The sequence below is a fragment of the Vreelandella sp. 2A-K22 genome (assembly GCF_054065485.1).
Map to the genome: position 1 here is coordinate 185,911 of NZ_JBSUGC010000013.1, position 10,569 is coordinate 196,479.

The following is a 10,569-nucleotide window of genomic DNA, read 5'->3' on the forward strand; positions in this document are numbered from 1 at the left end:
ACCCCCGCTACAGGCTGATCCCGATCTCGTGTTTAGTAATCATTGTGGCTTTATTGAGGCCTTAAGAACCACGCCTTCATTACATCGGTAATCTGGCTAATTTCCGCTTCAGAAGTAATGTAGGCGGGCATGGTATACAGCCAGCGGCCAATGGGGCGCAGCCACACGCCGCGCTCGCGGGCGAAGTCTCCTACGCCTTTTAGCACCTCGGCGGAGTGCGCTTCGATCACCGCGGTGGCGCCAAGGACTCGAACGTCGGCCACTGCCGGATGTGTATTCAGCGCTTGGTCTTCAAGTAGCTCACGCTGCAGCTGCTGGCTGAGCTTCGCAATCTTACCTAGATAATTCTCTTCCTCGAAGACGCGCAGGCTTTCCAGCGCCACCCTGCAGGCCAACGGGTTGCCCATAAAGGTAGGCCCGTGCATAAAGGCGTGCTGGGGTGTATCGCCGATAAAGGCGTCGTGGACACGATCCGTGGCGAGCGTTGCGGCGTGACCCAAATAGCCGCCGGTCAAGCCTTTGGAGAGCACCATAATATCCGGCGTGACGCCTGCGTGGTCAGCGGCAAACAGCTTACCGGTGCGGCCAAAGCCGGTGGCGACTTCGTCAAAAATCAACAGCACCCCAAACTCATCGCACAGTTCCCTGGCGCCAGTAACATAGTCTGGCGAGGTCATGTTGAGCCCGCCTGCCGCTTGTAACAGGGGCTCCATCAGCAGTGCAGCGATCTCTTCATGGTGGCGCTCAAGTACGCTGCGCAGGGCGCTAAGGTCGTGCTCGACCTGTTCAGCGGTGGCATCAAAAGGGGCCGTGGGCGCCGGGGCGAAATGGTGCTGGGGTAGTAGACTGGCGAACAGGCTATGCATGCCTTCTTCAGGGTCGCATACTGCCATGCAGCCGGTGGTGTCACCGTGGTAGGCCTTCATCAACGAGAGCATCTTTCGCTTGCCGGGGTGGCCGGTGAGTACCTGGTATTGAAGGGCCATTTTCATCGCCACTTCCATGCCCACCGAACCACTGTCTGAATAGAAAACGTGGTTCAGCCCGGCGGGGGTAATGCGCACCAGTTCACGAGCTAATTGATCGGCGGGCTCATGCGTCAAGCCGCCAAGCATCACGTGGCACAGCTCGCCTGCCTGTTCGCGAATGGCCGCCACCAAACGGGGGTGGCCATAGCCGTGAATCATGCACCACCAGGAGCAGGTGGCATCCAGCAGGCGTTCACCGCTCTCAAGCATAAAGTGAGCGCCCTCACCGCCAACCACCTTAGGTGCGGGTGTCTGGGTTTTTAGGTGAGCATAAGGGTGCCAAACTGGCGTTTTCATAACGGCTCCAGGGAAAGACAGGGGGCGGCATTCGCGGCGTTGGGGGCATCTAGATGGGGAATAATGCCTAAACAGGGAGCCGCCAGCTTGGCGTTTAGATGGGCAATATTGGCCTCAAAGCGGGCTGTGTCAGCCGCAAAAGCGGGGTCTACCACGCTGCCTGCCCAGCCGGCTAATACCAAGCCGTCGGCGCGAATGGCTTCTGCGGTTAAGCGGGCATGATTCAAGCAGCCCAGCTTTAGGCCAACCACCAGAATCACCGGTAGCTCAAGCGCCATCGCCAGGTCGGCAAAATCTTCCTGTTCGTTTAACGGTACGCGCCAGCCGCCGGCGCCTTCAATCAGAGTGATGTCTCTGGGTGTTTGGCTAAGCGTTTCGCGCAGCAAGCTAACGATGGTGCTAATCTCAAGCGGCTGACCCGCCTCTAACGCAGCGAGGTGAGGCGCAATGGCGGGGGCAAAGGCGATGGGATTCACCGTGGCGTAGTCGACCGGCGGCACGCTTTGATGCTGAAGGGCGAGAGCATCACTATTTTGCAGGCCTTCAGGCGTCGCTTGGCTGCCGGAGGCGATAGGTTTCAAGCCCAGCGTGCTCAACTGCTGTTGGCGGGCGGTATATAGCAATCCGCTGGTCACCAATGTTTTACCCGCATCGGTATCGGTGCCAGTCACAAACCAGACGTTCATAGCGATTTTTCCAATTGCAGCGTTAAGCAGTGGTAACTCACGGGTAGGCCTTCCGGTTGGCGGAGTTGTTCAAAGCGCGCTTGTGCGGCGGCGATGTCATTTCGACTAAGGCTGGCTTGTGGCCGGGCAATCTGGGCGCCGACACCTTTGATGGACGCCATTACCGCCTTCAAGTCAGGGTAATAGAAGCGCTCAACGGTGGCCGTCTGCCGGGTGATGGTTAAGCCGCTTTCGCCGATGGCTCTCTCGACGCTGGCGCGATCAGGCGTTTGCAGCAGCGCTTCGGGTCTCTGCCAGGCATGGCCAACTTCTTTTAACGTTCCTGGCAGCAGCGTCGTAATATGCGCCAATCCCCCGGGCGTGAGGACCCGGTAAAGCTGCTCCATCACCGCGCCAATGTCGGGGCACCACTGCACCGCCAGGTTGGAAAACACCAGATCAAATGCATGCTTACCAAACGGCAGTGCCGCGGCGTCTCCCGGTTGCCAATGAATGCTTTCACCGTGGTGCTGGCGGGCCTGTTCCAGCATGCCGGGGGCTAAATCTAACCCCGTTATACGAGCATTCGGGTAACGTTCAGCCAACCGCTGTGTCCAGTAGCCGGTACCACACCCCATATCCAACACGTTAAAAGCGTGTGGAGGTAACGAACCCCAAAGCTTCTCGCCTATGTGGCGCTGGGCAGTGGCGAGCACATCATAGCGGGGAGCAGCCCGGGAAAAGGCGTGGGCGACCCGTGCCTGCCAGTTAACCTCAGCCTTCAGCGTTAGATCGTTCATAAAACCGCCGTACTGACGTCAGTCATCTGTCTGGCATGATGGCCAATCGTTGCTGCGAGTGCCTGGGGCTGCGAGAGCATCGGGCAGTGGCCGACATCGCTTAGGGGCTTGCTTACGCGGCGCTGGGCGGGGCTGATGAATGGATCATGGTCGCCGATGAGACGTACCACTGGGCAAGGGGGCGCCGCTAGGCGTGGGCGATTATCAATGGTTGCCAGCCAGTGTAGGCCGGTAGCCAAGGTGGGGCTGTCGGCAGGCGGTGTATCGCCCAATAAATCACGCAGTTGCCGGTGAACTTGCCGGGGGCCGGGCTCACCTTGTGTCTGCCAGCGCAAAAAGTGTTGCCAGGTCGCGGTGGGGTCGCGCTGAAAGGCGCGTTGGAAGGCACTCAGCTCGGCGCTAGTGACGCCACCTTTGGCGCTGACCTCGCCTTTGACACAGAACGTCTCCCCCGCACCGAGCAGAATCAGGCCCCGAGGTGGGGGAAGATATGCCAGTAGCGCCGTAGCAAGTAGCCCACCCAATGACCAGCCGACCCAGACCGCATCGCTGGCTAACGGCTCGGCCATAGTGTCGGCCAGCTCTTGCAGCGCCGCGTTAGCCTCAAGCGGCGGCGTATCGCCATAGCCAGGCCAATCCACCGCCTGGGCAGCTAGGCAGGCGGGCCAGTGCGCCTCAAGCGGCTGCCAAATACGCTGGCCGATTCCCCAGCCGGAGAGCAGGATTAAGCGCAGGGGCTGCATAACGCCTCTTGGTGCTGGCAGTGGTGGAGCGCGGCTAACAGTTGATCAATATCGTCGTGCTGATGGCGCGCGCTTAAAGTTACACGCAGACGGGATTCCCCCTTGGGCACCGTTGGCGGTCTAATCGCCCCCACCTGTATACCCTTTTGCTGGAGCTGCAGCGCCCAGCTTAGGGTGCGCGCTTCCTCCCCCAGGATCAGCGGCTGAATGGGGGTGGCCGAATCGCTGAGAGGTAGCCCCAAGTGCAGCGCCTCATGGCGAAAGTAAGCGATATTGGCGTTTAGCTGAGCGAGATGTTCCGGCTCACTCTGGACAATCTCCAGCGCTTTTAAAGTCGCGGCGGCAATCGCCGGGGGCTGGGCGGTGGTATAGATATAGCTGCGTGAAAACTGAATCAGGTGCTCAATTAGCTCGGCATCCCCGGCTACAAAAGCCCCGGCGGTACCTAATGCTTTACCCAGGGTTCCGACCAAAATCGGCACCTCGGTGCTGTTCCAAGTGCTGCCCACGCAGCCGCTGCCATTTTCACCCAGTACGCCCACGCCGTGGGCATCATCGATCATCAGCCAGGCGCTGTGCTGCTGACTGACTTCGACCAGCGTGGCGATGTCGGCGATATTGCCATCCATACTGAAAACACCATCGCTGACCACGAGCTTATGCGCGCACTCACTGCGCGCCAGCAGGCTTTCCAGATCAATGGCATCGCGGTGATGAAAGCGCCGCGAGCGGGCACCGCTTAACGCAGCGCCATCAATTAGTGATGCGTGGTTGAGGCGATCCTGGAAAATAGCGGTATGGCGATCTGCCAGCGCTTGCAGCACGCCGAGATTGGCCATATAACCGGTAGAAAACAGCAGCGCACGTTCGCGGCCTGTCCAGCGCGCTAACGCTTCTTCCAGGGCGTCGTGAATCTCTAGATGACCGCTGACCAAGTGCGAAGCACCTGCACCCGCGCCAAACCGGCGCGCGCCTTCCGCCTGGGCTTCACACACGCGAGGGTCTAGGGTGAGGCCCAGGTAGTCGTTACCTGCAAAGTCGAGGGTATTGTTTTTGGCTACCTGACGAGTTCGCCAGCGCTCCGTCTGTTGACGATGAGCGCGGGCGTCGGCCAGACGCTGTTGCCACGCTTCAGACACTGGCGTCTACCGCCAGCTCGGCAACCCTTTCGGCGTGCACCTGCTGCTGTGCCTGTTGGGCAAGGCGTGCTGCTTGAGTATCTTCGCTTTCGCAGGTCTCGCGCTTCTCAGGGTGCAGGCCCAGCTTGGCAAACAGGGCACGGTCACGATCCACTTGGGGGTTGCCGGTGGTCAGCAGTTTATCGCCGTAGAAGATCGAGTTGGCGCCTGCCAAGAACGCCAGCGCCTGGGTCGATTCGTTCATCTGCTCGCGGCCAGCGGAGAGCCGCACATGGCTTTGCGGCATCATAATGCGGGCGACCGCAATGGCGCGTATGAACTCGATGGGGTCTAAATCTTCAACATTTTCCAGCGGCGTGCCGGGCACTTTCACCAGCATATTGATCGGCACGGATTCAGGGTGCGGTGAGAGCTTGGCCAGCTGTTGCAACAGGGCGCTACGGTCTTTGGCATCTTCACCCATGCCGAGAATCCCGCCAGAGCAGACCTTCATGCCCGCATCGCGCACGTTGGAGAGCGTTTCCAGCCGGTCGCTGTAGGTGCGGGTGGTAATGATCTCACCGTAGAACTCCGGCGAGGTATCCAGGTTGTGGTTGTAGTAATCGAGCCCTGCCGTGGCCAATCGACTGGCCTGTTCGCCGTCGACCATCCCCAGCGTCATGCAGGTTTCAAGGCCCACGGCTTTCACCTGACGAACCATCTCTTCGACCAGCAGTAGATCTTTATCCCGCGGGCTTCGCCAGGCGGCGCCCATGCAAAAACGGCTGGCACCTGCCTCTTTCGCTGCCTTGGCTTGTTCGACGACCTTTTCAATTTCCAGCAGCTTCTCTTTTTCCAGCTGAGTGTTGTAGTGGCCGGATTGGGGACAGTATTTGCAGTCTTCGGGGCAGGCGCCGGTCTTGATCGACAGCAGGGTAGAGACCTGCACCGCGTTAGCATCGAAGTGGGCACGGTGAACCTGCTGGGCTTGAAACAGCAGGTCATTGAACGGCAGCGCGAAAAGCGCGTTGATCTCATCCAGCGTCCAGTCGTGGCGCTGCGCATGAAGAAGCTGTTCGTGATGCACGGTCATGGTGTAAACCTTTTTACCTTTAATAGTTGACGAGACTTTAGCGGCGTTGCGCTTTGGGTGTCAACGTTGAATTTTTTTTAGGTTTACGGTGGTGGCGAGGAAATATGCTAGCCTTTGCATAACCCCACCCTAGGTGAGCTACTATGCGTTTGAGCGACTATCAGCGCCAAATGATCGTCCAGTCAGTAAAAAGCTGTTTCGGCCCCAAGGCGCGGGTGAAGCTATTTGGCTCGCGTACGGATGACCGCCGTCGAGGCGGTGATATCGACCTACTGATCACCACGGACATGCAGGATGTTAATGATATCGGCCGGGCCGAAATGCGTTGTCAGGTGCAACTTCAGCAGGCGCTGGGCGAACAAAAGATCGATATGTTGATCGACTATCCCAATAGAGGTCATTACCCAGCCATTTTCCGCATAGCTGAACAATCAGGTATTGCGTTATGACTCAAGATATTTCGCAACAGCGTTTACTTGATGCTTGGCGCGAGTGTCAGCGTCATAGGCATTTCATTGACTATGCGTTGTCGTCTTTGCAAACGTCGCTACCCATTACCGGCGAGCGCTTTGCTCGACTAAGTGATGCAGAGATCCAAAGTCTGGATCAATTCGTGCTTCGGTTTGGCAAATTGCAGGATGCTATTGGCGCGCGACTGTTCCCTTCTGTGCTGCTGTATTTACAGGAGCCTTATGAGGATCGCCCCATGCTGGATAAGCTTCACCGCCTGGAAAAGCTGGGTTACATCGAAGACAGTGAGCAATGGCAAGCGCTTAGAATGCTGCGCAATCGCTTCGCCCATGAATATCCAGATGACCCCGATAAAAATGCGGCGATCCTGATGTTGGCGATTGAGTCAGTAGCCAGTTTGAGTTCTATCCTGGAGCGCATTGACCAAAAGCTTGCACTTTCTTCTATCGCATAATCATTTCCTCATAGCCCCGTTCTCATGGCTCTGTTCTTATGACAGAGTGCCTAGCTGATAAGCGCTGCCCTGCTTTATACTCTGCGCCCTTTACCATTCTCGGTAGTTCTCGTTTTAACTTTTTCACTCTTGGCTTTCCCACCCTATGGAGCGCGGATGTCTGCTTTTGCTAGCACTGATGATAAGAGCTCTGTTGATAAGAGCTCCGTGAATGATTGCTCTGCTGTTGGTTCGGGAGACAGCCTAACCAGTGAGTATCCGTGTCCGCCGCGGCGCGAGTTCAAGGCGCGGGGCAGTTTTGTTACCCGCTGCGATAACTGTCAGCTACCCGTACTGAATTGCCTGTGCCCCTATCAGGTGAAGGCCGAGAGTCATGCTCAGGTCTGGCTAATAACGCATCCGATAGAGCACTTCAAGCCGACCAATACCGGGCGCTTGATTCGCGATGTGATCACGACGACCCAGGTGTTTACCTGGTACCGCACGGCGCCGGATGCACAGCTGGCAGCGCTGTTGAAAGACCCTCGCTATGTCCCCTTTGTGATTTTCCCCGATGACCAGCCCGACTACGCGGATCGGGTGGTGGGTATCGAAGCGGTTCACTCGGCGAAAGAGCAGGAGCGCATTCCGGTGTTTATTATTTTGGATGGCACCTGGCGTCAGGCACGGCGCATGTTCCGTAAAAGCGCTTATCTAGATGCTTTGCCCGTGCTGCCATTGAGAACCGAGCGCGAGACGCGCTACCGGCTGCGCAAGCCAGCGTCAAAAGCGCACTTGTGCACTGCCGAGGTGGCTATCGAGCTGCTGCGCCAGGGCGGGGATACGGTTGCAGCGGACGTGCTGGATGACTACTTTGAGGTGTTTAACGATAGCTACGCGGCGAGCCGATTGCATCACAAAATCGACCCGCCTACTGCGGCGATGCGGCGCCTAGCCGCCAAACAGAGCACCGGCGATTCTGAATCCGGCCACCCAGGTGCCCACCGCGGAGCCTAGCGTGGCGAGAATAAACACCAGCAGGGTGCGCGATACACGGTTTTTCCACCAGCCTTTCAACTGCGTTACATCGTGGCGTAGCGATGAAAAATCGCGCACTTTGGGTTTGCGCATAAAGAGCTCAACCCCGGCGGCCACAAAGCCAGCGCCGATGGTGGGGTTCAGCGAGGTGAGCGGCGCGGCAAAGAAGGTGGCAATCACGGTCACCGGGTGCGCCATGGCGATAATCGTCGCACCGCCAGAGAGAATACCGTTAATCAAGAACCACTCAAGCACCAGTTGCCAGCCAAGGTCGGTGTTGCGTGAAAAGCCAATCGCAAAGCCGGTAAGCACCAACGCGGTAATCAGCCACGGCAGCGCTTTCCAAAGCTTGGACGGTGGCGGGGTGGCTTCCAGTGTTTCGCGCTCTACCTTTGGCTCGGCGGGCAGCGGTGTTTCCAGATGTTCGCCAGTACCTTTGAGGTGGCCTGCGCCGAGCACTACTAACACGTGCTGGTAGCGCCCCGGCGGCGCGTCTTCGGCTAAGCGTAACGCCATATAGCGGTCGCGCTCGCGAATCAACGGTGTATAGAGCGCTTCGGATTCGGCGGCGAACTCGCTGAAGGTGGCCTCCAGCATATCGCCCTCTTTGAGCTTTTCGATGTCCTCTTTGGAGACATCCTGACGCGATAACACGCTGCCAAGCAGGCCTGAAAACAGCGAGAAGCGCTGCCACCAGGGCACATTGCTGTAAATGCGTTTCAGCGTTACGCCGACATCGCGGTCAACCAGCAACAGCGGCAGTTTCAGTCGGTTAGCTTCCTCAACTGCCGCACGCATTTCGGCCCCCGGCTGAATGCCGGATTGGTCGGCAATCCGTTGCTGAAAGGCGCCCAGCGCCAGGCTTGCGGCGACCATACCCGCCTTACCTTGCCTAAATACTTGGAATAGATCCTGCTCGCCCATGGCATCCGGGTTGGACATGCTGTGGTGGCGGGCGTCACATAACTCAATAGCCACTGCATCAAAGGCGCCGCTTGCCAATAGCGCATGCACGTCGTCGGCACTTTCCGCCGACACATGGGCCGTGCCCAGCAGCGTGTAGCGGGTTTCACCGACAGTGATTGTTTTTAACGGCCCGCTGGTGGCTGGCAGCGAAGTCGGTGTTTCAGCCAGCGACTCCGCTTCTGCGTTGGGCGTTTCGTCGTGAGATGTATCTTCGTGGTTCATTAACAGCTCTCAAATCGATCAATAAGGGGGGTAGGCGTGAAGCGCTTAACGCCGCCAGAAAGCGGGGGTAAACAGCACCAGTACCGTAAAAATTTCCAGGCGACCGAGCAGCATAGCCATGACCAGTATCCATTTCGCCAAGCTGGGCATGTCGCCATAGTGAGTGTGGGATTCACCCAGTGCAGGGCCGAGATTATTGAGGGCCGAGCCCACCGTCGACCAGGCTGTGACCTGATCAACCCCGGTTGCCATGACGCCCACTAGCATTAAAAAGAACAGCATCACGTAGACTGAAAAGAACCCCCATACCGCTTGAGCAATGCTGTCGGGGACACTGACTTTACCTACTTTGACCGCAATCACCGCATTGGGGTGGATCAATCGCATGATTTCACGCATGCCCTGCTTGAGGATCAGAATGATCCTTATCACCTTCATGCCGCCACCGGTAGAGCCGGAGCAGCCGCCAACAAAGGCTGCCACAAACAGTAAAAAGGGCAGGGCGCCGGGCCACATGGAAAAGTCGGCAACGCTGAAGCCTGCTGTGGTGGCCACCGACACGACTTGGAAAACCCCATGTCTCAGACCGCGCGCGGTGTCGTAGGTGTCGGTTAACCACAGAGAGAGCACGGTGACCACGGACAGCGCGAGTAGAAATAGCATCAAAAAGCGCGCTTCGGGGTCGTGAAAGTAGTGCATCAGGCTTTTTTCACGCCAAGCGATAAAGTGTAGGCTAAAGCTGAACGCCGAAATCAACATAAAACCCACGCATATCATCTCGATGGTAGCGCTATCGAAATAGCCGATGCTGGCGTCGTGAGTGGAGAAGCCACCAATGGCGACGGTGGAAAAGCTATGGCTCAAGGCATCGAACCAGCTCATGCCCGCTAACATATAGGCGATCATGCAGGCCAGGGTGAGCGTGGCGTAGATATACCACAGCGCCTTGGCGGTTTCGGTGATGCGTGGTGTGAGCTTGGAGTCTTTCAACGGCCCAGGAATCTCGGTGCGATACAGCGCCATACCGCCCACGCCTAGAGTGGGCAAAATGGCGACGGCCAAAACGACGATCCCCATGCCGCCCAGCCACTGGAGCTGCTGGCGATAGTAGAGAATCGACTCGGGTAGAAAATCGATGCCGGTAATCACCGTGGCGCCGGTAGTGGTTAAACCGGAGAACGACTCAAATACCGCATCGGTGACGCCGAGAGAGCCTTCGCCGAATAGCATCAGCGGCAGTGAGCCGAACAGCGCCAGCACCGTCCAGAACATCGCGGCGATAATAAAGCCGTCGCGGATACGCAGCTCTTTTTGCGAGCGTCGATTGGGAAGGTAAAGCAGTAATCCCGTCGCCACCGAAATCGCAATACCGCTAATAAAGGCACTCCACACGCCGTCACGAAACCAGAGTGAAATCAGCGTTGGGGGGAGCATGGTAAGGCTGAAGAGCATCAGCAGCAGCCCCAAAATGCGCAAAATAACCCGCAGACTCATGGTTGTCGCATGCTCCTGTTATTAGCAGCCAGTGGCCGTGGTTCGAGGGTTATCAAAAGAACGTTAAGCCGACTTGGAACAGGCGCTCCACATCGCGAATGCGGCGCTTGTCGATCACAAATAGAATCACGTGGTCACCGCTCTCAACCATCACGTCGCCGTGGGCGATAATGACTTCCTTGCCGCGCACAATCGCACCGA

Annotated in this window: 11 protein-coding genes and 1 pseudogene; 3 read left to right on the forward strand and 9 right to left on the reverse strand. The window is 57.7% G+C overall.

The window, feature by feature from the left end; translation table 11 throughout:
• Positions 1 to 50 precede the first annotated feature (50 nt).
• From bioA to bioB, 6 genes are read right to left on the reverse strand one after another with little or no spacing between them, the layout of a single operon-like run.
• A complete protein-coding gene (gene bioA / locus ACW17M_RS17950; protein ID WP_457547886.1) occupies positions 51 to 1,325 on the reverse strand; it encodes an adenosylmethionine--8-amino-7-oxononanoate transaminase in 1,275 nt (424 codons plus the stop codon).
• On the reverse strand, positions 1,322 to 2,011 hold the full coding sequence (gene bioD / locus ACW17M_RS17955) for a dethiobiotin synthase (protein WP_027957823.1): 690 nt from the start codon (positions 2,009 to 2,011) through the stop codon (positions 1,322 to 1,324). Before bioD ends, bioA begins: the two co-directional genes overlap by 4 nt.
• Positions 2,008 to 2,790 (reverse strand): malonyl-ACP O-methyltransferase BioC, encoded by a 783-nt coding sequence (bioC, locus tag ACW17M_RS17960; RefSeq protein ID WP_161463236.1) that lies wholly within the window; start codon positions 2,788 to 2,790, stop codon positions 2,008 to 2,010. The genes bioD and bioC overlap by 4 nt, the downstream gene beginning before the upstream one ends.
• Positions 2,787 to 3,533 (reverse strand): alpha/beta fold hydrolase, encoded by a 747-nt coding sequence (locus ACW17M_RS17965; RefSeq protein ID WP_027957825.1) that lies wholly within the window; start codon positions 3,531 to 3,533, stop codon positions 2,787 to 2,789. The genes bioC and ACW17M_RS17965 overlap by 4 nt, the downstream gene beginning before the upstream one ends.
• On the reverse strand, positions 3,515 to 4,672 hold the full coding sequence (gene bioF / locus ACW17M_RS17970; RefSeq protein WP_161463237.1) for an 8-amino-7-oxononanoate synthase: 1,158 nt from the start codon (positions 4,670 to 4,672) through the stop codon (positions 3,515 to 3,517). Before bioF ends, ACW17M_RS17965 begins: the two co-directional genes overlap by 19 nt.
• Positions 4,665 to 5,744: a biotin synthase BioB gene (gene bioB, locus ACW17M_RS17975; protein ID WP_027957827.1), complete on the reverse strand. Its 1,080-nt coding sequence runs from the start codon at positions 5,742 to 5,744 to the stop codon at positions 4,665 to 4,667. The genes bioF and bioB overlap by 8 nt, the downstream gene beginning before the upstream one ends.
• Positions 5,745 to 5,887: 143 nt before the next feature.
• On the opposite strand from bioB, the gene ACW17M_RS17980 reads away from it, so the two are divergent.
• The 3 genes from ACW17M_RS17980 (at position 5,888) to ACW17M_RS17990 (ending at position 7,665) form a co-directional block, all read left to right on the forward strand.
• Positions 5,888 to 6,193 carry a nucleotidyltransferase domain-containing protein gene (locus ACW17M_RS17980; RefSeq protein WP_457547887.1) on the forward strand — a complete coding sequence of 102 codons (306 nt, stop codon included), beginning with the start codon at positions 5,888 to 5,890 and terminating at the stop codon, positions 6,191 to 6,193.
• A complete protein-coding gene (locus tag ACW17M_RS17985) occupies positions 6,190 to 6,669 on the forward strand; it encodes a hypothetical protein (protein ID WP_457547888.1) in 480 nt (159 codons plus the stop codon). The genes ACW17M_RS17980 and ACW17M_RS17985 overlap by 4 nt, the downstream gene beginning before the upstream one ends.
• A 156-nt stretch (positions 6,670 to 6,825) precedes the next feature.
• Positions 6,826 to 7,665 (forward strand): tRNA-uridine aminocarboxypropyltransferase, encoded by an 840-nt coding sequence (locus ACW17M_RS17990; protein ID WP_457547889.1) that lies wholly within the window; start codon positions 6,826 to 6,828, stop codon positions 7,663 to 7,665.
• Here the strand turns inward: ACW17M_RS17990 and ACW17M_RS17995 are convergent.
• The 3 genes and pseudogenes from ACW17M_RS17995 to trkA form a co-directional block, all read right to left on the reverse strand.
• A complete protein-coding gene (locus ACW17M_RS17995) occupies positions 7,600 to 8,874 on the reverse strand; it encodes a TraB/GumN family protein (RefSeq protein WP_457547890.1) in 1,275 nt (424 codons plus the stop codon). The genes ACW17M_RS17990 and ACW17M_RS17995 overlap by 66 nt on opposite strands.
• 45 nt (positions 8,875 to 8,919) lie before the next feature.
• Entirely contained in the window at positions 8,920 to 10,368 is a 1,449-nt protein-coding gene (locus ACW17M_RS18000; RefSeq protein ID WP_022520099.1) for a TrkH family potassium uptake protein, read from the reverse strand.
• A gap of 52 nt (positions 10,369 to 10,420) precedes the next feature.
• Positions 10,421 to 10,569: pseudogene (gene trkA, locus ACW17M_RS18005) on the reverse strand (Trk system potassium transporter TrkA); the annotation flags it as partial.

What these genes read in the sequence shown, in the direction of transcription:
- ACW17M_RS17965 (WP_027957825.1), bottom strand. Translation starts at nt 3,533, where the DNA reads ATGCAGCCCCTGCGCTTAATCCTGCTCTCCGGCTGGGGAATCGGCCAG.
- ACW17M_RS17990 (WP_457547889.1), top strand. Translation starts at nt 6,826, where the DNA reads ATGTCTGCTTTTGCTAGCACTGATGATAAGAGCTCTGTTGATAAGAGC.
- bioD (WP_027957823.1), bottom strand. Translation starts at nt 2,011, where the DNA reads ATGAACGTCTGGTTTGTGACTGGCACCGATACCGATGCGGGTAAAACA.
- ACW17M_RS17985 (WP_457547888.1), top strand. Translation starts at nt 6,190, where the DNA reads ATGACTCAAGATATTTCGCAACAGCGTTTACTTGATGCTTGGCGCGAG.
- bioB (WP_027957827.1), bottom strand. Translation starts at nt 5,744, where the DNA reads ATGACCGTGCATCACGAACAGCTTCTTCATGCGCAGCGCCACGACTGG.
- ACW17M_RS17980 (WP_457547887.1), top strand. Translation starts at nt 5,888, where the DNA reads ATGCGTTTGAGCGACTATCAGCGCCAAATGATCGTCCAGTCAGTAAAA.
- bioC (WP_161463236.1), bottom strand. Translation starts at nt 2,790, where the DNA reads ATGAACGATCTAACGCTGAAGGCTGAGGTTAACTGGCAGGCACGGGTC.
- bioA (WP_457547886.1), bottom strand. Translation starts at nt 1,325, where the DNA reads ATGAAAACGCCAGTTTGGCACCCTTATGCTCACCTAAAAACCCAGACA.
- ACW17M_RS18000 (WP_022520099.1), bottom strand. Translation starts at nt 10,368, where the DNA reads ATGAGTCTGCGGGTTATTTTGCGCATTTTGGGGCTGCTGCTGATGCTC.
- ACW17M_RS17995 (WP_457547890.1), bottom strand. Translation starts at nt 8,874, where the DNA reads ATGAACCACGAAGATACATCTCACGACGAAACGCCCAACGCAGAAGCG.